The sequence below is a fragment of the Streptosporangium sp. G11 genome, from assembly GCF_051192615.1.
Classification (GTDB): Bacteria; Actinomycetota; Actinomycetes; order Streptosporangiales; family Streptosporangiaceae; genus Streptosporangium.
Map to the genome: position 1 here is coordinate 84,460 of NZ_JBPJUQ010000028.1, position 19,693 is coordinate 104,152.

Sequence of the window (19,693 nt, forward strand, 5' to 3'; positions counted from 1 at the left end):
TCCCGTGGCTGGGTTGGTAAATGCTTACTAACCACTATAGTGAGTGTTCACCCACCATCCGTCAACCCCAAGGAGCGCCCAGTATGAAGCCGACGCGGGTCCGGATCCTGGATGCCGCCGACCAGCTGATGCGGACCATCGGTCTGGCCCACACCACCACCAAGGAGATCGCCCGCGCCGCTGGATGCTCGGAGGCCGCGCTCTACAAGCACTTCGAGAGCAAGTCGGAATTGTTCGTTTTCGTCCTCAAGGAACGGTTGCCCCGGTTCGCCCCTCTCCTTGTCGAATTGGAGACCGGAGGGCCGAGGGACGCGGACGACATCGAGGAGACCCTGGTCGAGATCGGCCGGCAGGCCGTGGCGTTCTACATGTCGACTTTCCCGATCGGCGCCTCCCTGTTCTCCGATCCGGTGCTGCTGCGGCGGCACGGTGACGAGCTGGCCAGGCTCGACATGGGCCCGCACAAGCCGCTCGACGCGCTGACCGCCTACCTGCTCCGGCAGCGCGCCGCCGGGCGTGTCCGCGCCGGCGCCGACCCCGCGGCGGCGGCGGCCCTGTTCCTCGGGGCGTGCTTCCAGCGCGCCTTCCTGCACTCCTTCGCCGGGGAGCGCCCGCAGCTGGGCTCGGCCGCCCAGCCGATCGACGAGTTCGCCGCCACCCTGGTCAGGACCCTCCTGGAGGGCATCGGGGAGCCGGAGCCACCCGCCCGGCCGTGATCACCGCCTGGCTGTGTACGTGATGACGGGCAGCCGGTCATCACGTACACGGGGTGCTCGGTCCGGACCGCGCCACACCGCGCGTCCAGTGTGGCTCGGTCCGGACCGCGTCACGCCGCGCGTCCGGTGTGGCTCGGTTCGGGACGCGCCACGCCGCGCGTCCGGTGCGTCGCGGCTCGGCCCGGTGCCGGATCGCGCCGGCGTCACGGCGCACCCGGCCGGCTCACCTCCGGCGATACGCCTCCAGACGGTCGGCGAGTTCCCCGGGACGGCTGAGGGCGACGTTGTGGCCCCCGCCCATCTCCTCGGGGACCACTCCCAGGCGTTCCCTGACGAGGCGGCGCATGAACTCGGCGGGAAGATAGCGGTCGTCGCGGCACAGGAGGAACGCAGTCGGCACGGACGGCCAGGCGGCGAGCGGCCACGGGTCGGCGAAGGGGGTGGACGACTGGTCACGGACCCTCTTCCCGGCCTCCACCACCAGGCCGGGCGGGACGTCGTGGAAGAACAGGGCGGTGTCGTCGTCCGGTGCCCGGCCGTCGTGCTCGTCGCGCTCCCGCCTCGCCCGCTCCCAGCCGGTGTTGGCCCACCAGTCGCCCGGCGGTTCGCCCGGCGCCGGGATCATGGCCGTCACCAGCACGAGGAGTTCCACCGGTACCCGCCGGCACACCAGCGGCGCGGTGAACCCGCCGAAGGAGTGGGCGACCACGACGAGGCCGGTACGGTCGCCGACGGCGTCGACCACCGCGTCGGCGTACTCGGAAAGCCCGGCCGAGTCGTCGTCGCAGGGCAGGTCGGGCGTGACCACGCCATGACCGCGCGCACGCAGCTCGGCGGCCGTCAGATGCCAGTACCACGAGTCGGCCGCGGCGCCGGGTATCAACACGTAGGTGGTCATGCCGAGCGGTCCTCCCGGCGGGTGTCCGCGAGCGGGCCCCGTGCCACGCCGCCGTCCGGCGGGCGTACGTCGCCCGGCGGCGTCACCACGGCTTCGTGATCGTCGATCGTCATCGTGCGTGCTCCTCAACGGCGGTCGACCGCGCTCGTCGCGGTCGTTCACCGTTGAGACGGGAGAGGTTCCAGAAAGGGGTCACTGTCCGGCGACAGGGTTGGCGGCAGTGCCGGTGGGGGTGCCGGTGGGGGGTGCCGATGGCAAGGTCGGCGGCAACCCGAACGCGGCCAGCAGGCGCGGTTCGAAGACGACGATCTCGGTGATCCTCCCGTCCGCGATCCTCAGCACGTTGAGCACCTGGGCCCGATAGGCGGACTCGCCCGGCAGCCGGATGTAGCCCGCCACCGCGGGCTGCCGGTTCGCCCGGGTGGGCACGCTCCGCCACCGCCCCCCGTGCAGCGGCGAACCGGGGCCGAAGGCGTGTACGGCGAAGGCCTCGACCGCGTCGCGACCGGAGAACCAGAACGGAAGCGGAGGCATCGTCATCCGCACGTCCTCGCTCAGCAGCTCCGCCAGGGCGGCGGGGTCGGCTCTGTCGTGGGCGTCCATGAAGCGTCGCAGCAGCTCACGCTCCTGAGCGGTCGGAGCCGTCGACGGCGCCCATTCGAGACGTCGTTCCGGAAGGTGGGTCCTCAGGGTCGACCGCGCTCGTTTCAGGGCGCTCTTGACCGAGTCGACACTGGTCTCGAGCTGCGCGGCGGTCTCCCCGGCGGACCAGCCGAGCACATCGCGCAGAATCAGCGCGGCCCGCTGCCTGGGCGGCAGGTGCTGGATGGCGGCGAGGAACGCCAGCTCGATGGTCTCCCTGCCCACCACGGCCGCGTCCGGCTCCATGCCGTCGGACGCGATCGGCTCCAGCAGCCGATCCGGGTAGGGCTGCAGCCACGGGACATCCGCCGGCGGCGAGCCCGGCCGCGGGCGCCGTACCGGTCCCGCGTCATGAGGCCGGGGGTGGCGGGGGTGCCGGTCGAGGAAGTCCAGGCACGCGTTCGTCGCGATCCGGTAGAGCCACGCGCGGACGGTGGAACGGCCCTGAAAGGTCCCGCGCCCGCGCCACGCCCGCAGGAACGTCTCCTGCACCAGGTCTTCGGACTCCTCGAAGGAGCCGAGCATCCGATAGCAGTGCACCCGCAACTCCCGCCGGTGGCGCTCGACGAGCCCGGTGAACGCCCGGTCGTCGCCCGCCAGGGCAGCCGCGACCAGCGCGCCCTCTTCGGTCATCGCCTCGTCCACGCTCCGCCCGAGTACATGGACGACACGTTAGCTCCACCGGGTCGGGGGCGCTCTCCCGAACGTGGCCCCATCCCCGGCCTCGTCGGTGACAGGGCGGTCCGGGACCGCCTCCACCGCGCGGGGGCCCTGAGCGCCGTGCCTTCCGCCACGTTCCCGGACGGTGGCCGGTGACGGGCACCTCCCTGACGGCGCCGGACGGCCAGGCGTCAGCCCAGGCGGCGCTCGTACAGCTCGCGCAGCTCCTCGACGCGGCCCTCGGGCCGGGGCCGGGGCTCGCCCTGGACGGTCGCGAAGAACACCTCCAGGTGCGCCTGCCAGGCGGCGAGCGCCCTCGCGCGGAGATCGGCCGGTCGCGCGGGAACCGTCCGCGTCAGCACGACCCGGGTGCCCCGCGCGGGGTCGTGCGCGAGCTCCCAGCGCACCCGTCCCGCGGGCTCGCCGTCATGGAGCCACTCGTACTCCAGGACGTGCGGCGCCCCGGCCTCCGTGACCGGGCCCGCGGGCACCTACGAGTTCGTGAACCGCGCCGGATACGGAAGTGCCCGGATGTGGACGTCCAGAAGGTCCGGGTGATCCGTGGTGTGTGAAGTTGTCGTCGCCAACCGGTGGACGCGTCGTTCGTCCGGCGAGGGAGATGGGAGTGCGGGACGCCGACCGGTTTTCCACGCGGCCGACAGGGCGCCGACACGGAAGGCGGGCGATCGCGGGGCGGATCACTCTGACGCGGTGCGCCTGTGGGTCAGGGGTGGTGGTAGATCGAATGATCGCCGACCCGGCGCCACAGTAGGACGGGCTCACCGTCATCAGCGGTTTCGAAGCGGAAAGTGGCGCGCCCGTCCGGGGAGGTGAAGTTCCATGTCAGCGAATAGACGTCGGTGTCCGTGAGTTTGTGGACGCGTAGCCTCGCAGGCCATGGCACACGGCCGGTGTGTGCCCCCTGCTCGATGGCGGGGAGAAAGTATTTGTAGACGGCGTCCTTGAACATGGCGTAGTGCTCGGGGGGAAGCCGTGACGCGTCCCGCAGAAAGGACGCCGTGCGCGCGTATCTCACCGTGGGTCGTCTCCGCGGACGGCGTCGATCTCGGCGAACATGTCGTCCGTGCTGTCGAACGTTCGCACGCGGCCCTCCCGGGTGTCCGCGTCGGCCTCGGCCTCGGCGGACTGCCAGCCGGAGGTCCAGTACCAGGCTTCGTCGGCGGGGACGATCGCCGCCACGCGGCGGCCATGATCGGTGAGGTAGGCGATGGCGTTGCGCTCGGCCGCGGCACTGATGACATCGGGCAGGTGACCGTCTGCCTCGTCCAACGGGACCTCGAACGCGTTCTCGCCCATGCCGTGAGTGTAGGTCGTCACCTGGGTGGGGGGCATGCCCTCAGAGTAGTGGAATGAATGCGTTGAGTAATCGTCTTTCTTGTTGGAAAGTCGAAACACGCTGCGCCCTGTGAGATGCCTCCCCGCCGGCCCTCTCAGCGGGTTTTGCCGGACCCGCGATCTAGGGTGGGTCTCCCTCGCTCCGGGGATGGGCGATTCCAGGTGGCCGTCGCCGGTCCGCCGTGGGTGATTTCAGGAGGTGGCCATCGCTCCGCCGTGAGCGATCCGAGCGGCGGTCGCCGGGGCGTCAGCGGGAGATCGTCTCGATTCTCCGCCTTCTGACCATGACCAGCACCACGATCGCGTAGAGGCCCAGCTGCACCACCGTGCCCGCCAGGGTCTGCCAGGGCACCGACCCCTGCTTCAGCGCCTCCGACAGGCTCCCGTCGGCTCCGCTGACCCCGAACGCCAGCACGTTGTTGACCACGTGCAGGGCGATGGCGGCCTCCAGGCCCCCGGTCCGCACCGCCAGCCAGCCCATCAGCAATCCGAAGGCGAAAACGTCAAGGATGCCCCAGTCGATATAGGCGTGCACCGCGGTGAAACCGGCGGCGCTCAGCAGGATGCCCGGCCACGGGTTGGAGAGGAAGGCGCCGAACGCCTGGATGAGCCACCCCCGGAAGACGTACTCCTCGGCCGCGGCCTGGAAGGGCACCAGGAGCAGGGTGACGATCAGGGCGGGCAGGAAGCGCTCCCAGCCGACCCAGCCGAACAGGTCGCCGAGGTCCTCCCCGGTGGCGACGTAGGTGACGGCGACCGTGGCCTGGCCCAGCACCACGGCGCCGGTCGCCACCGCCATGCACCACGCCATCCATCGCCACCGCAGGCGGCCCGTGACCGAGGAGAGGGTGCCGGGCGGGCGCCGCTGGATCCAGGCCACCACGCCGTACACGATCGGCAGGACGGCCGCGATCGACAGCAGGTTGATCCCCAGGTCGAGCACCGGGTCGGTGAAGATCTGCCCGTCGGATCCGCCCATCTCGGCGCCCACGATCACGCCGAGCGTCGCACCGCCGAGGATGACGGCGAGTCCGGCCAGCATGAGGCCCGCGAGGCCCGCGACCGTGCCCAGCACCGGCCGCCACCAGGCGTGCAGGCGGGTGCGCGCCAGCCGGTCGTAGCTGCTGCCCGGCGGTGCCGCCACCAGCCAGGGGCCGGGCCGCGGCGGGGGCGGGAAGTACCCAGCGGGAACGCCGGACGTGTCGGGCGCACCGGGCCGGTAGGGCGGTGGGCCGGGAGGCTGGAGGGGCGCCGCCTCGGGCCGGGGGTCCTGGGGGACGTGCATGGCTTCATTCCGTTTCGATGGATTCACGGAGTTTATGAGGTCAGTGGTGGGACGTGCCTCATCGCGCTCGACGCTCCCTCCCCGCGCCACGATCTCCTCGCGCCACGATCTCTCCGTGCCACGATCTCGGTACCTCTCCCCGCACAACGACACCCGCCGCCGTTCGGTTCCGCCGGACGCCCGGCTTCGCGCCGTTCCTCCAAAGGGTGTCAGAGGCGCTCGGCGGGCGATCCCGGTGAAGGCCCCGCACCCTCCGGATCTGGTTTGACCTGCGCTTTCGTGGATGGACCCCGCGAGGTGGGGTAGGTCGTCGATCAACGTCCACGACCGGCGGGCAACCTTCCCGGGGCCGAAGCCGGAGTCTCCACACCGGAGGGATCGAGATGAGCGAATACCAGCGTTCCCGTACGATCGCCGCGCCGCCGGAGGTGGCGTTCGACCGGGCGAGCGACCTGGACAGCCTTGACGAGTGGCTCCCGCGCGACCTGCACGTACAGGCGGAGGATCCGCCCGCGGTGACGGTGCACGAGGACGCCGCCGGGCAGGACTTCCGCGCGCTGCTGCGCACCGAGCGCGACCAGCTCCGGATGGAGTGGGGCACCCGCGACGACGGCAGCTACGCCGGATGGCTCCAGGTGGCCGGCATCGGCGACGCCGGGAGCGAGGTGACGATCCACCTGTCCTTCTTCAACGAGGAGCACGCCCCGCCGGGGGACGCCGCCGACAGGGCGCTCGACGACAGCCTGGAGCGGCTGGCCGGCCTGGTGGACCGGCAGGGTGGTTGATCCTCGGCCGGCACGACCGCACACCGGACCGGTTCAGTGGCCGGCATGACCGCACACCGGACCGGTTCAGTCCCGGCGGGCCTTCTCGGCGACGGCGTCGTGGCTCGGGCGGACGGCGGCGTGGTATCCGCGATCACCCATGGCGGGCTGTCGCCTCTCACCGGTGGGGCCGGGCCGGGAACGGTGCGAGGCGGCGGCCGCGCGCAGGCGGAGCCGGGCCAGTTCGGACGCGGCCCGGGCGGGGGTGGTGCCTGCGCGTTCGGCGTTGGCCAGCAGGACGCTGACGGTCTCCTCGATGTTCCGGACGCGGGTGAGTGCCTCGTCGGCGGTGCCGTTGCCGAGCTCGACGGTGAGGGCGTGGATCACTCCGCCCGCGCCGGCGACGTAGTCCGGCACCCAGATGATGCCGCGGCGGTGCAACAGGTCGGCGACGGTCTGGACGGTGAGCTGGTTGTTCGCGGGCCCCGCGATGGCGGCGCACCGCAGGTCGGGCACGATCTCCTCGGTGAGGACGCCGCCGAGGGCCGCGGGGACCAGGATGTCGACGTCCGCGGTCACGACCCGCGCGGGCTCGCCCCAGGTGGCGCCGACCTCGTCGGCCAGTGCCCGTTTGCCGGGGTCGATGTCGCCGACCAGGAGTTCGGCTCCCTCGGCGGCGAGCAGGCGGACGAGTCTCTCGCCGACGTTGCCCAGGCCGACCACGGCCAGGCGACGGCCGGTGAGGCTCGGGGTGCCGTGGATCCGCCGGCTGACGGCGCGCAGCGCGGCGAGCGTCCCGGCCGCGGTGTGCGGCGAGGAGTCGCCGCTACCGGCCTGTCGCTCCGGCCTGCAGAACACGTGGGGGGTGCGCTCGCCGATGACCGCCATGTCGGCCGGCGTGGTTCCGACGTCCGGGCCGGTCGCGTACCGGCCGTCCAGGGAGTCGATGACGTCCGCGACGTCGTACAGCACGTGACGGCGGCGGACCGGGTCGAGTTCGACCCCCGCGGGTACGGCGACGACGGTCTTGCCGCCGCCGTTGGCCAGTCCGGCCACCGCGCACTTGGCGGTCATGCCGGCCGACAGGCGCAACGCGTCGGTGAGGCCGTCCCGCCAGTCGGGGTAGTGCCAGATCCGGCATCCGCCGACCGCCTGGCCGAGCGCCGTCGAATGAACGGCGACGATGACGGGCAGGCCGGAGCGCGGCCCGGTGTGAACCGCGACCTGCTCGTGGTCGAACTCAGGCATGTGGCACCCCTTCATGTGAGCGACGTCAGGGTCCAAGGGTCGGGCATTCGGTCGCGGACCAGGGTTCCGATCGAACGCATGGCCGGAATGACCGGCAAAATACCGGTCATGGACGAACTTGATTCGGAGATCATCCGGCTTCTCCAAACGGATGCGCGGCAGTCCAATCGTGAGCTGGCCCGCAAACTCGGGGTCGCGCCCTCGACCTGCCTGGAACGCGTGAGGGCGCTCACCCGCCGCGGGGTGATCCGCGGCTATCACGCCGACATCGACCCCGCGGCTCTCAACCGCGGTGTCCAGGCTCTGGTCTCCGTGCAGGTGCGCCCGCTCAGCCGCGCCGTCATCGACACCTTCAAGGACTCCGCGAACGCCCTGCCCGAGGTTCTCAGCGTCTTCGTGCTGGCCGGTGGTGACGACTTCCTCCTCCACGTGGCGGTCCAGGACCTCGACCACCTGCACGCCTTCCTTCTGGACCGGCTCAGCAAACGCCGCGAGATCGCCGGATTCCGCACGTCGGTGATCTTCCAGCAGGTCCACGACACCGCCCCGGCCAGGCTTCCCGACGTATCGCCCACACCCGCGAGCTGAGCGCGGGGCCTCCGCCGGGGGAGTACGGGCTCATCCGGCCACACGCATGTCCCCGCCGCGCGCGACCCGCCCCGCGCCGTCGCGGGATGGGTCGCGGGAGGCGTTCCCGCCATCCCGGCCCCGCCCGGGAAGGATCACGCTCCGCGGACGTTGGTCATGATCGCGTAGACCGAGCTGGAGGCCGTCATGAACAGCCAGTTACGCTTGAGGCCGCCGAAGACCAGGTTGGAGGTCTTCTCGGGAAGTTTGAGCTTGCCGATCAACGTACCGTCCGGGTCGAAGCAGTGCACTCCCTCGTGTGTCGCCGCCCAGATCCGGCCGGCGGTGTCGAGCCTGATCCCGTCGAAGCCGCCCGCCGAGCATTCCGCGAGCACCTCGCCGTTCTCCAGCGCGTCGCCGCGTACGTCGAAGACCCGCAGATGCCTGTGATGGGTGTCGGCGATGTAGAGCCGGGACTCGTCCGGCGAGAAGGCCAGGCCGTTGGGGCGGGCGAAGTCGTCGGCCACCACCGTGACCTCTCCGCTGCCGGGATCGACGCGGTAAACCTGGTCGTCGCCGATCTCGCTCTCGGCGCGGTGCCCCTCGTAGTCGCTGGTGATGCCGTAACTGGGGTCGGTGAACCAGATCGAGTCGTCCGATCTGACCACCACGTCGTTGGGGCTGTTGAGACGCTTGCCCTCCCATCTGTCGGCGACGACCGTGATGGAGCCGTCGTGCTCGGTACGGGTCACCCGCCGGTTGCCCTGCTCGCAGGAGACCAGCCGGCCCTGCCGGTCGAGGGTGTGGCCGTTGCTGTAGCCCGCGGGGGTGCGGAAGGGGCCCACGTTCCCGGTCATCTCATCCCATCGGAGCATCCTGTCGTTGGGGATGTCGCTCCACAGCAGGTAGCGACCCGCCGGGACGTAGGTGGGACCTTCGGCCCATCGGCAACCGTGGTAGATCCGCTCGATCCGCTCGTCGCCTCCGACGCCGACGAATCGCTCGTCGAGCACCTCGAACTCCGCCGGAATGGATTCCATCATGCGACCCTCCTTGATCACGGAATATGATACGGCTATGGATGATATAGACAAGATGTTGATTGGTCTTCTTCAGGCCGACGCCGGCCAGGCCTACGCCGCGCTCGGCGCCGCGGTGGGGCTGTCGAGCGGCGCCGCGCATGAGCGGGTGCGCAAGCTGCGCGAACGCGGGCTGATCCGGCGGACGACCATCGAGGTCGATCCCGTCGCCGTGGGCAGGGGAGTGTTGTCGTTCGTCCTCGTGGAGGGGAGGACGTGGATGGGCGCGACGGGCGAGGCACTGCTGGCGATTCCCGAGATCGAGGAGGCACACGTCGTCGCGGGCCCGGCGTCACTGCTGGTCAAGGTGCGCACGGCGAGCACGCGGGAGCTGCAGGACGTGCTGCGCAGGATCTTCGAGATCGAGGGCGTGGCCGGGACGCGGACCATCATGGTGCTGGAGAGCTTCTTCGAGCGTGGCCTGTACGTCCCTCACTAGGTGCGCGAACGGTCCCCGGAGACCGGACGACCGCCTTCCGCGGGGGGGCGGGGGTGCGGGGGTGCGGTGGCGGGGTGGTGCGGTGGCGGGAATTAAATCCGAGGCGGCCGGTATGCCTTCGCCGGTACGCTCCCCGGGCATCTCCCCGCCGTCGCCGACGGGCCGTCCGCGCGGAACCGGCACGGGACCGGAGCGGGATCGGCACGAAATCAGCGCGGAACTGGCGGGAAGGCCGCGGGGAAGCCGCAGAAGAGAAGAGGAAACACCGTTGACCATGATCGCTGTAACCGGTGTCACGGGCAATCTCGGACGTCTCGTCATCGAGGACCTGCTCACCAGGGTCCCTCCCCGCGACCTCGTCGCGCTCGCCCGCGCCCCGGAGAGGGCGGGGGACCTGCCGGGCCGTGGCGTCGAGGTGCGGCACTGCGATCATGACGACGCCGCCTCCGTCGACGCCGCGCTCGCCGGGGTCGGCGTGCTGCTCTTGGTGTCCGGCTCGGACATGACGCCCGGGGTCCGCGTGCGGCAGCACCGCACCGTCGTCGACGCCGCCGTCCGGGCGGGGGTGCGCCGCGTCGTCTACACCAGCGGCGCGGGCGCGGAGGACGGCCGGGGACCCATCGCCGACCACACGGTGACGGAGAGGGCGCTCCGCGAGGCGGGGTCGGCCTACACCGTGTTGCGCAACGCCCTCTACTCCGAGGCGTTCCTGGGCGCCGCGCTGGCGCAGGCGGGGCAGAGCGGTGAGATCACCTCCTCCACCGGCGGGCAGCCGCTCAACACCGCGAGGCTTCGTGATCTGGCGCTGGCGGCGAGTGCCGCCCTGACCGGCTCCGGGCACGAGAACGCGACCTACGAGTTGCGCGGCCCGCTCTGGACCTACCCGGAGCTCGCCGAGGTCCTCACCCGCGCCCTGGGCAGGCCCGTCGAGCATCGGGAGATCACCGACGCGGAGGCCGGTTGGCTGGGGGGCGTGTTCCCCGCGGTGCGCGCCGGCGCCCTCGCCGCGACAGGCCCCGACCTCGCGCGCCTGCTGGACCGGCCGCCGTCGGGCCTGGAGGAGACGGTCACCGCCCTCATCGCCCGTACGGCCGGCTGAGCGGCCAGGCTCAGGTGCCGGGAGGGGCCGGGGCCGATCAGGTCAGATAGTCGCGCAGGGCCCGCGAGCGCGAGGGGTGGCGCAGCTTGGTCATGGTCTTGGACTCGATCTGCCGGATGCGCTCGCGGGTCACCCCGTAGGCACGTCCGATCTCCTCCAGGGTCTTGGGCCGCCCGTCGCCGAGCCCGAACCGCATCGCCACCACCCCGGCCTCACGCTCGGACAGCGCCTCCAGGATCGTGTGCAGCTGCTCCTGCAGCAGCGCGGAGGCCACCGCGTCCTCGGGGGTGATCGCCTCGGAGTCCTCGATGAGGTCGCCGAACTCGCTGTCGCCCTCGGTGCCCAGCGGGCTGTGCAGGGAGATCGGCTCCCGCCCGTATCCCTGGACCTCGACGACCCGCTCCGGGGTCATCTCCAGCTCCACGGCCAGCTCCTCGGGGGTGGGCTCGCGGCCCAGGTCGGTCGTCATCTGCCGGTGCACGCGCGCCAGCTTGTTGATGACCTCGACCATGTGCACGGGGATGCGGATGGTGCGGGCCTGGTCGGCGAGAGCCCGGGTGATCGCCTGCTTGATCCACCAGGTGGCGTACGTGGAGAACTTGAATCCCTTGGTGTAGTCGAACTTCTCCACGGCGCGGATCAGCCCCAGGTTGCCCTCCTGGATCAGGTCCAGGAACAGCATGCCCCGGCCGGTGTGGCGCTTGGCCAGCGACACCACCAGGCGAAGGTTGGCCTCCAGCAGGTGGTTCTTGGCGCGGTGGCCGTCTTCGGCGAGCCATTCGAGCTCCGCGCGCACGTCGGGCTGGAGCCGGTCGCCCTCGTTGAGCCGCTCGGTGGCGAACAGCCCGGCCTCGATGCGCCGGGCGAGCTCGACCTCCTGCTCGGCGTTGAGAAGGGGGATCCTGCCGATCTGCTTGAGATAGTCCTTGACCGGGTCGGTGCTCGCTCCGACGCTCGCCTCCAGGGCTGCGGGCATCTCGTCGTCGTCGGTCAGGACGACTTCTTCTTCCTCAGCCTCGACAACTTCAACGGTGCCTTCCACGGTGGCGGCTTCCATGGCGTTCACACCTTCCCCAGGTCTGATCAGATACAACAACCCGTGCAGTTCAAGGTACGTCCCGTGGCGGTGTGCTGTGGCGCCTGGCTCGCCGTCGTGTTCTTCGCTGGGAGCGGATAGCTTACGCCGCCGGAAGCGCTTGCGAGGAGCGGGGCCCGCCCGTCCGGCGCCGGGCCGCCCTTCCGGCTGGGAAGGACGGCCCGGCGGCTCCTCCGGCGACACTGCGGGCGTTGCCGTGGTGACGGGGCGTACCGGGCGTACGGGGTGGGGGAGCGGGGGCCGGACCTCGCCGGATCAGGCCGGGAAGTCGTTCGGGTTGACGCCGGTCGTCCGGGCGGTGCCGCCTATGACGGGGTTGAGGGTCAGGGTCCAGATGGTCGAGCTGGTGGCGGTCGTGGTGAACCTCAGCCGGCTGGTGAAGCGCTGGTAGGAGGGGGCGCGGGTGAACCTCCTCTTGGAGGTGTCGAAGCTGTGGCCGGAGGTGAAGAAGATGGTGTAGGTGCCGTCCCTGACATCGGAGATGGAGGCGGTGGACCGGGCGCGAATGTAGATGCTGATCGCCTTGGACCTGCCACGGACCAATGTGACGACGGCGTCCCTGCTGGTGCCGTTCTTGACCTTCAGCTTGCCTCGCCCGCCGCTGATGCGGTCGTAAAGGATCTTCCCGTTACCCGGTCGCGCGGTCGTCCCGGTCGAGGAGACGGCGACGGTTTCCCGGGTCGAGGCGGCCGCGGCCGCGGGGGCGGCGACGGAGCCGGTCAGCAGGACGGACGCGAGGATCACTCCCACGAGGGGACGTCGATGAATCATTGCGCAAATATGACCAATCCCTGGTGGCCGGTCAACGTGATTTGTGGCTACGGATGCCTTTCGGATCTTTCGTATAGGTGTAGGCCTTCCGGCTCCGAGCCGTGGCCTCGCCTGGTTTCGGTGGTCAACGCCGTTTTCGGCGTCATTCGGAGACCGAAGGAAGGTCAATACAATTCATCTGATGTCAATGACGCCGAGGACGAACGCCGCGCCACGACCGGCGCGTCACAGGCCTGGCCGCGGGGATCGTGACGGGCGCCGCCGGGTTCGGCTTCCTGTGCGTCGCGGGCGTGCTGGTCGCGATCCTGTGGGCGTGGCCCGCGGGCCGGCGCGCCGCCCGGCGGTTCGCGGCGGCGGGGACGGCGCGGCTGGTCGCGCTGGAAGGCGCCCGGCTGGCGGCGTGGTTCGACCACGACGCCCACGCGGTGCCGGTGAGGAGCGGGTACGGCTATCTCGCGCTGCGGGCGACGTTCGGCACGTTCGCGAGCTATCTGACCTTCGTCGGTCTTTTCGTCGGCCTGCTGTTCCTGTCCGGCGGTGTCGGGGGACTGCTCTCCGACGCGTCGTACGAGGTCCCGCTGAGGTATCCCGGCGTGCGCCTGACGGTCGACAGCGGGCCGCTGGGCACCGCCTACGGGCTGGTCCTGCTGGGGCTGTCCGCTCTGTGGGGCGCGGCGACGGTGGTCGCGGAGCGGCGGCTGGCCGCGTACTTCGCCGGTCCGGGGGAGCGGGAGGCGATGCGCCGCCGCATCGCGGAGCTGACCGCCACCCGCAGCGGCATCGTGCGGGCCGTCGACGACGAGCGGCGGCGCATCGAGCGCGACCTGCACGACGGCGTCCAGCAGAGGGGCGTGGCCCTGGGGATGCTGCTGGGCCGGGCGCGGCACGGCGCCGACCCGGCCGCGGTCACCGCCCTCGTGGACCAGGCCTACGCGGAGTCACGCCGCCTCCTCGACGAGCTGCGCGACGTGGCCTGGCGGGTCTACCCGGCCGCCCTGGACGAGCTGGGCCTGCGCGCGGCCCTGGCCGGGGTGGCGGAACGGGCGGGCGTGCCGGTGACCGTCCGCCACGGCCTCGCGGAGCGCCCGATGTCCGAGATCGAGACGGCCCTGTACTTCGTGGCCCGCGAGGCCATCGCCAACGCCGCGAAGCACGCGGGTGCCCGGCGCGTCCTGGTGGTCCTGAGCGAGGACGAGCACGCCGTGACCGCCGAGATCTCCGACGACGGCCGGGGCGGAGCGGATCCCGCCGGTGGCGGGCTGTCCGGGCTGGAGCGGCGGGTCCTGGCGCTGGACGGCGTCTTCGAGGTGGACAGCCCTCCGGGTGGCCCGACCAGGATCACGGCGACGCTGCCCCGCGGCGGGTCCGAACGCCGGGAGCCGCCGTGCGCCTGATCCTCGCCGATGACTCCGTGCTGTTCCGCGAGGGCCTGGTCCGCCTTCTGGAGGAGGCGGGTCACGAGGTGGCGGCGGCGGTGGGCGACTCCGAGGAGTTGCTCAGGGCCGTGGACGAGCACCGCCCCGACGTGGCGATCGTGGACGTGCGCATGCCGCCGGGCCAGGCGGGCGAGGGGTTGCGGGCCTCACTGACGATCCGGGAGCGCTGGCCGGACGTGGGCGTTCTCGTGCTGTCGCAGTACGTCGAGACGACCTACGCCGCGCGGCTGCTCGCCGGAACCCCCGAAGGGCTGGGATACCTGCTCAAGGACCGGGTGACCGAGGTGGGCGAGTTCCTGGAGTCGCTGGAGCGGGTCCGCGCGGGCGGGGCGGTCTTCGATCCGGAGGTGGTCCGGCGGCTGCTCGCCCGCACCGTCCGCGCCGACCCGCTGAGCAGGCTCACCCGGCGGGAGACCCAGGTGCTGGAGCAGCTGGCCCAGGGCCTCGTCAACGCCGCGATCGCCGAGCGTCTGCACGTGTCGCAGAGCGCGGTGGAGAAGCACGTCAACGCGATCTTCGACAAGCTCGGGCTGTCCCGCACCCCCGGCTACAGCCGGCGCGTCCTGGCCATCCTGCGCTACCTGGACGGCTGAGCGGCGCCGTGATCGCCTTCCCCGGAGCCCGGAGCCCGGAGCCCGGAGCCCTGTGCCGTCGCCTGGCGCGCGCCCGTGCCGGCGGACCAGGCCCGCCCGCGTCCGTCAGGGGGACCGTCCGCGCCCGCGTCAGGGGCCGGCGGGCGCGCCGGGTGAGGGCGTCCGGCGCGCTCGTACCAGGTGGCCGGCCCGTACGAGGATCAGGGCCACGCAGGCCCCGGTGGCGAGGACGAGCCAGATCATGAAGGACGGGTAGAGGTAGGCCACCTGCGTCCAGGTGATGTCCTTTCCCCTGGCCAGCAGCCCGAAGACGTCGGTGATCGTCAGGCACAGCACCCCCGGCGCCGCGTACGGCAGCAGCCGCGCCGCCGCGCGCCACACCGGACGCCCGGCGCGCCGCGCCGCCCACCGGCGGGAACGGGCCAGCCCGCGCCCCGCCAGGAGGAGCGTCACCGCGACGGCCGCCGCGATGGCGAGATCGATGACGAGGGACGGGGAGACCGAGGGGGGCGCCTCGGGCTCCTCTCCCTCGGCCATGGCGACCAGCGCGTCCGCGATGGCGTCGCTGTCGGCGTACGCGGTGCCGGTGTTGGCCATGACCACGACGCCGTATCCCGACCGGGGCAGGAGTGTCTGCTGGGCCGTCGCGGTGAGCAGGTCGCCGCCGTGCCCGACGACCGGTGAGCCCTTCGCGGTCGTGCCGATCGCCCAGCTCAGGGCGTAGGAGTCGTTGATCTTGGACGGGGTGCGCATCTCCGCGACGCTCGCGGCGGAGACGACACGGACGCCGCCGGGACCGACCCCCTCGCCGCTCTGTGTGATCATCCACCGGGCCATGTCCCTCGCGCTGCTGATCACCCCGCCCGAGCCGTTGCCGAACCCCGGGGGCTCGGGAAGGGCGAGCGTGGCGCCGAACAGGTGGAGATGACCCCGCGCGCTGGCGGGAAGGTCGCGCTCGGTGTCGATCGTGGTGCTGTTCCGCATGCCGAGCGGGCCGAACACGTGCGCCCGGAGGTAAGCGGCGAAGGGCATGCCGCCGGCGACCTCGACCAGTCGCGCGGCGACCTGAGCGTTGGTGTTGTGGTAGCTCCACCGCGTGCCGGGGTCGGCGGCCAGCCTCGCCCCCCTCAGCCGCGCGACGGCCTCGCGGAGTGAGCGGGGCTGGGGCAGGCTTCTTTCGGGAAAGGCCTGGTCGGCCATGCCCGAGGTCTGGTTCAGCAGCTGGCGGACGGTGATGCGCGCCGCCCGGGGATCGGCCATCACGAACTCGGGGAGCCGGACGCGCACCGGCTCGTCGAGCCTGACCGTTCCCTTCTCCACCAGCTGCATGACGGCCATGGAGGTGAAGGACTTGCTGAGCGACGCGATCGCCATGGGGGTGTCCGCCGTGACGGGGGCGCCGGAGGCGGTACGGCCGTATCCGGCGACGTGGACGACCTCGTCCCCCTTGGTGACGGCGACCGCCACTCCCGGCAGGCCGGTCGCCTCCCGGTAGGCGTTCACGAAACGGTCGACGGACGCGGGACCGACATCACCGGTCCCCTCGGTTTTTCCGGTTTCCCGGGTCTCCCCGGTGGCGGGACTCGTCCCCGCGAAGGCCGCCACCGGCGCGGTCGTCGCCGTCGCCGTCACTGTCACCGCCGTCAGGAGGGTCGCCGCGAGCGCGGCGGCGCGGATCGGGGGGAGGCCTCTCGCGACGCGCCAGGGGAGCGGGCTGTTCATGGTCTTGAATTCGGGCACCGGTCGACGCTACAAACGCCGCCTCGTCCGGACCATTGCGAGATCCCTCCGCGTTCCCCTGCGAAAAACCACAGGTCCCAGGGTGGGGACGCGCCGCCGCTCCGCGGGCTCCGGTGGCGAGCGTGAGGTGAAACATCGGGCCGTTCCAGGGCAAGTGTTGTCCTCGTCCGCCTCGACTGTCACACCTGTCAGTCTCTACCGGTGGGTTCATCGTGCAAAGCCGTGCAGTAGGCGTATTTTTGCGAAAAGAAGTAGAAACATTGCGGACACCTATCTGCCATCTTATGGTGTGCACAACGCCGTCCACCGATCTCCCCGGTGACGGCGGTAGCCTCTCCGCCCCCCACCCGGCTGGATCGCGGTGACCCGCACGCCCCGCCGACCGCGGCGATCCGGCCCCGCGTGACGAAGGGTCAGCCGATGAAGACATCCGACCAATTTGCCGGCCGCTTACGCCATACCGGGCGACGCGCCCAGATCGTCCTCGCACTCCTGCTGGCCGCCCTGTGCTGGGCCGGAGCCCAGGCACCGCTCCCGGCGCGCGGCGCGGCCGTCCCCGAGCAGTCTTCCAACGTCCACCTGTTCTACTACTCCTGGTACGGCAACCCCCAGACGAGCGGCGACTGGCGGCACTGGCAGCAGGGCGGTCACACCCCGCCCAACGATGTGGGCGCCGACCTGTATCCCACCCTGGGCGCCTACGACTCGGGCGACTACGCGGGCGCCGTCACCAGGCACATGCAGTGGATCAAGCAGGCCGGGGTCGGCGTCATCGTCTACAGCTGGTGGGGCCGCGACAGCTTCGAGGACAGGCTCACCCAGGGCGTGATGGACGCCGCCGCGCAGTACGGCGTCAAGGTCGCCTGGCACCTGGAGCCGTACGGCGGGCGCACGGCGGCCTCCACCGTCGAGGACATCCGCTACATCAACACCCGCTACGGCTCCCACCCGGCCTTCTACCGTGACGCCGAGCACGGCGACCGGGCGGCGTTCTACGTGTTCGAGAGCCTGAGGATCACCGACTGGGCCGTGCTCGACCAGGTCACCGCGGGCAACATCGTACTCGCCCAGACCACCGACACGTCGAAGATCGCGCATTTCTCCGGCATGTACACCTACGACGGGATCGCCGGCGCCACCGCGCCCGGCTGGGCCAACGCGAGCGCGTACGCCAAGCAGAACAACCTGATCTGGGCGCCCTCGGTGGCCCCCGGTTACATCGACGACCGCGCGGTGCCCGGCAACACCACCCCGACCCTCGGCCGCGCCAACGGCGCCACCTACGACCTGGAGTGGTCCAACGCCCTCGACCCGGCCAAGGGCGGCCTGCCGACCTGGGTCTCCATCACCTCGTTCAACGAGTGGCACGAGGGCAGCTCCATCGAGCCCGCCGACTCCACCCCGCCCGCCGGATTCGGCTACCAGACGTTCGACGGCGCGTACGGCAGGACGGGGACCGCGGCGGAGACCGCGTATCTGGACCGGACGAAGTACTGGGCGACGGAGTTCGAGACCCGCAGGGCCGGCGGCCAGCCGGACACCCAGCCTCCCACCGCGCCGGGCGCCGCGCGCGCCGTCCCCGCGTCCGGCACGAGCATCACGGTGGGCTGGAACGCGGCCACCGACAACGTGGGGGTGACCGGCTACGACGTCTACCGTGAGGCGGGTGCCACCGACGTCAAGGTGGGCAGCACCGCGGGAACGTCGTTCACCGTCACCGGTCTCACGCCGTCGACCTCCTACAGCTTCTACGTGGTCGCCAGGGACGCCGCGCAGAACACCTCGCCGCCCTCCGGCACGGTGACCGCGACGACCGGGCCCCCGCCCGGGTGCTCCCCGGGCACCGGCGACCTGGCACGGAACAAGGTGATCACCGCCAGCAGCACCACGCAGAACTACGTGGCGTCCAACGCCGTCGACGGCAACGCGAACACCTACTGGGAGAGCGCCAACAACTCCTTCCCCCAGTGGATCACCGTCGACCTCTGCGCGCAGACCCCCGTCGGGCGCCTGGTGCTGAAGCTGCCGCCGTCCGCCGCCTGGGGCACGCGCACCCAGACGCTGTCGGTGCAGGTCTCACCCGACAACCACTTCGAGACCGTCGTGCCGTCACGGGGCTACGTCTTCAACCCGGCCACCGGCAACACCGTGACCATCACCATCCCGACGACGACGAAGAGGTTCGTGCGGCTGAACATCACCGGCAACACGGGCTGGCCCGCCGGGCAGCTCTCCTCCTTCGAGGTCTATCCCTCCTGACGCCCCGTACGGGGCCGGTCAGGACGGACCGCCGTTCCTGACCGGCCGCAGGGGTGAGGCGCCCGGCCCGGCCGATGGGAACCGGCACCGAACCGGCGGCGGACCGGCACCGAAGTGGTGCCGGTCCGCCGCCGGAGCGCGTCTCGTCAGGCCGCGTCGAGGCGGGCCAGCTCCTCGGCGGACAGCTTCACGTCGAGCGCGGCGACCGAGTCGCGGATGGTCTCCGGACGCGAGGAGCCCGGAATCGGGATCACCACCGGCGCCTTGGCGAGCATCCACGCCAGGCACACCCGCTGCGGGCTCACCTCGTGCGCCCGCGCGACGTCCGCGAACACGGCGAACCGCGAACCCAGCTCGCCGGCCTGCGAGATCCCGCCCAGCGGGCTCCACGGCAGGAACGCGATGCCCAGCTCCGCGCACAGCTCCAGCTCGGGCTCGCTGGAGCGGAACGCCGGCGAGAACTGGTTCTGCACGCTCACCAGCCGCCCGCCGAGGATCTCGTTGGCCAGCCGGATCTGGTCGGGGTCGGCGTTCGAGACGCCCGCGAAGCGGATCTTGCCCGCGTCGAGCAGGTCGCGGATCGCCCCGACCGACTCCGCGTACGGAACCTTCGGGTCGGGCCGGTGGAACTGGTAGAGCCCGATGGCCTCGACGCCGAGGCGTTCGAGTGACGCGTCGCAGGCCCGCTTCAGGTGGTCCGGGGAGCCGTCCAGGGTCCACGAGCCGTCGCCGGGGCGCACGTGGCCGCCCTTCGTGGCGATCAGCACGTCGGACGTGTCGCCGCCGTAACCGGCCACCGCGCGGGCGATCAGGGACTCGTTGTGGCCGACCTCGTCCGCGCCCACGTGATAGGCGTCCGCGGTGTCGATCAGTGTCACGCCCGCCTCCAGCGCGGCGTGGATCGCCGCGACCGAACGCTGCTCGTCGGGGCGCCCCTCGATCGACATCGGCATACCGCCGAGACCGATCGCGCTGACCTGGACGTCGCCGATGCGGCGTGTCTGCATGGGAGTTCCTCCTCGGAGATCGGTTGGTACAGCCCTCA

General features: G+C 71.4%; 19 protein-coding genes and 1 pseudogene. 8 read left to right on the plus strand and 12 right to left on the minus strand.

Annotated features, from left to right (window positions below):
* Positions 1-83: 83 nt before the first annotated feature.
* Entirely contained in the window at positions 84-716 is a 633-nt protein-coding gene (locus tag ACSDR0_RS25005; RefSeq protein ID WP_435291307.1) for a TetR/AcrR family transcriptional regulator, read from the plus strand.
* Between the two features lie 223 nt (positions 717-939).
* Here ACSDR0_RS25005 and ACSDR0_RS25010 read toward each other — a convergent pair whose 3' ends face one another.
* The 6 genes from ACSDR0_RS25010 to ACSDR0_RS25035 all read right to left on the minus strand — a co-directional run bounded on the left by ACSDR0_RS25010 (position 940) and on the right by ACSDR0_RS25035 (position 5,557).
* A complete protein-coding gene (locus ACSDR0_RS25010; protein WP_435291308.1) occupies positions 940-1,614 on the minus strand; it encodes an alpha/beta hydrolase in 675 nt (224 codons plus the stop codon).
* Between the two features lie 192 nt (positions 1,615-1,806).
* Positions 1,807-2,889 (minus strand): sigma-70 family RNA polymerase sigma factor, encoded by a 1,083-nt coding sequence (locus ACSDR0_RS25015; RefSeq protein ID WP_435291309.1) that lies wholly within the window; start codon positions 2,887-2,889, stop codon positions 1,807-1,809.
* Positions 2,890-3,107: 218 nt separating this feature from the next.
* A complete protein-coding gene (locus ACSDR0_RS25020; protein WP_435291310.1) occupies positions 3,108-3,407 on the minus strand; it encodes a hypothetical protein in 300 nt (99 codons plus the stop codon).
* A 233-nt stretch (positions 3,408-3,640) separates the two neighbouring features.
* Positions 3,641-3,886 (minus strand): hypothetical protein, encoded by a 246-nt coding sequence (locus tag ACSDR0_RS25025; RefSeq protein ID WP_435291311.1) that lies wholly within the window; start codon positions 3,884-3,886, stop codon positions 3,641-3,643.
* Positions 3,887-3,948: 62 nt separating this feature from the next.
* A complete protein-coding gene (locus ACSDR0_RS25030) occupies positions 3,949-4,269 on the minus strand; it encodes a hypothetical protein (protein ID WP_435291312.1) in 321 nt (106 codons plus the stop codon).
* Positions 4,270-4,519: 250 nt separating this feature from the next.
* The gene (locus tag ACSDR0_RS25035) at positions 4,520-5,557 is read right to left on the minus strand and encodes a CPBP family intramembrane glutamic endopeptidase (RefSeq protein WP_435291313.1); all 1,038 of its coding nucleotides are present in this window, start codon (positions 5,555-5,557) and stop codon (positions 4,520-4,522) included.
* A 383-nt stretch (positions 5,558-5,940) separates the two neighbouring features.
* Here ACSDR0_RS25035 and ACSDR0_RS25040 point away from each other — a divergent pair, with 383 nt between their 5' ends.
* Entirely contained in the window at positions 5,941-6,342 is a 402-nt protein-coding gene (locus ACSDR0_RS25040; RefSeq protein WP_435291314.1) for an SRPBCC family protein, read from the plus strand.
* 66 nt (positions 6,343-6,408) lie between these two features.
* On the opposite strand, the gene ACSDR0_RS25045 is transcribed toward ACSDR0_RS25040, so the two are convergent.
* Positions 6,409-7,569, minus strand: coding sequence for a Glu/Leu/Phe/Val dehydrogenase dimerization domain-containing protein (locus tag ACSDR0_RS25045; protein ID WP_435291315.1), 1,161 nt, complete (start codon positions 7,567-7,569; stop codon positions 6,409-6,411).
* A 108-nt stretch (positions 7,570-7,677) separates the two neighbouring features.
* Between ACSDR0_RS25045 and ACSDR0_RS25050 the strand changes: the two genes are divergently transcribed.
* On the plus strand, positions 7,678-8,157 hold the full coding sequence (locus ACSDR0_RS25050; protein ID WP_435291316.1) for an Lrp/AsnC family transcriptional regulator: 480 nt from the start codon (positions 7,678-7,680) through the stop codon (positions 8,155-8,157).
* A 134-nt stretch (positions 8,158-8,291) separates the two neighbouring features.
* Here the strand turns inward: ACSDR0_RS25050 and ACSDR0_RS25055 are convergent, their stop codons facing one another.
* Complete coding sequence (locus ACSDR0_RS25055) at positions 8,292-9,179, minus strand: SMP-30/gluconolactonase/LRE family protein (RefSeq protein ID WP_435291317.1); 888 nt, start codon at positions 9,177-9,179, stop codon at positions 8,292-8,294.
* A 34-nt stretch (positions 9,180-9,213) separates the two neighbouring features.
* On the opposite strand from ACSDR0_RS25055, the gene ACSDR0_RS25060 reads away from it, so the two are divergent.
* Together ACSDR0_RS25060 and ACSDR0_RS25065 are read left to right on the plus strand one after the other, a co-directional pair.
* Positions 9,214-9,654: an Lrp/AsnC family transcriptional regulator gene (locus ACSDR0_RS25060; RefSeq protein WP_435291318.1), complete on the plus strand. Its 441-nt coding sequence runs from the start codon at positions 9,214-9,216 to the stop codon at positions 9,652-9,654.
* Positions 9,655-9,928: 274 nt separating this feature from the next.
* Entirely contained in the window at positions 9,929-10,753 is an 825-nt protein-coding gene (locus ACSDR0_RS25065; protein WP_435291319.1) for an NAD(P)H-binding protein, read from the plus strand.
* Positions 10,754-10,790: 37 nt separating this feature from the next.
* Here ACSDR0_RS25065 and ACSDR0_RS25070 read toward each other — a convergent pair.
* Positions 10,791-11,747: pseudogene (locus tag ACSDR0_RS25070) on the minus strand (RNA polymerase sigma factor); the annotation flags it as partial.
* A 357-nt stretch (positions 11,748-12,104) separates the two neighbouring features.
* Positions 12,105-12,620 (minus strand): hypothetical protein, encoded by a 516-nt coding sequence (locus ACSDR0_RS25075; protein WP_435291320.1) that lies wholly within the window; start codon positions 12,618-12,620, stop codon positions 12,105-12,107.
* Between the two features lie 248 nt (positions 12,621-12,868).
* Here ACSDR0_RS25075 and ACSDR0_RS25080 point away from each other — a divergent pair, with 248 nt between their 5' ends.
* The gene (locus ACSDR0_RS25080; RefSeq protein ID WP_435291321.1) at positions 12,869-14,014 is read left to right on the plus strand and encodes a sensor histidine kinase; all 1,146 of its coding nucleotides are present in this window, start codon (positions 12,869-12,871) and stop codon (positions 14,012-14,014) included.
* The gene (locus ACSDR0_RS25085; protein ID WP_435291322.1) at positions 14,005-14,649 is read left to right on the plus strand and encodes a response regulator transcription factor; all 645 of its coding nucleotides are present in this window, start codon (positions 14,005-14,007) and stop codon (positions 14,647-14,649) included. Before ACSDR0_RS25080 ends, ACSDR0_RS25085 begins: the two co-directional genes overlap by 10 nt.
* Positions 14,650-14,778: 129 nt before the next feature.
* Here ACSDR0_RS25085 and ACSDR0_RS25090 read toward each other — a convergent pair whose 3' ends face one another.
* Positions 14,779-16,389 carry a serine hydrolase domain-containing protein gene (locus ACSDR0_RS25090; RefSeq protein WP_435291323.1) on the minus strand — a complete coding sequence of 537 codons (1,611 nt, stop codon included), beginning with the start codon at positions 16,387-16,389 and terminating at the stop codon, positions 14,779-14,781.
* Between the two features lie 420 nt (positions 16,390-16,809).
* Between ACSDR0_RS25090 and ACSDR0_RS25095 the strand changes: the two genes are divergently transcribed.
* Entirely contained in the window at positions 16,810-18,648 is a 1,839-nt protein-coding gene (locus ACSDR0_RS25095; protein WP_435291324.1) for a discoidin domain-containing protein, read from the plus strand.
* 146 nt (positions 18,649-18,794) lie between these two features.
* Here ACSDR0_RS25095 and ACSDR0_RS25100 read toward each other — a convergent pair whose 3' ends face one another.
* Complete coding sequence (locus tag ACSDR0_RS25100; protein ID WP_435291325.1) at positions 18,795-19,655, minus strand: aldo/keto reductase; 861 nt, start codon at positions 19,653-19,655, stop codon at positions 18,795-18,797.
* Positions 19,656-19,693 lie beyond the last annotated feature (38 nt).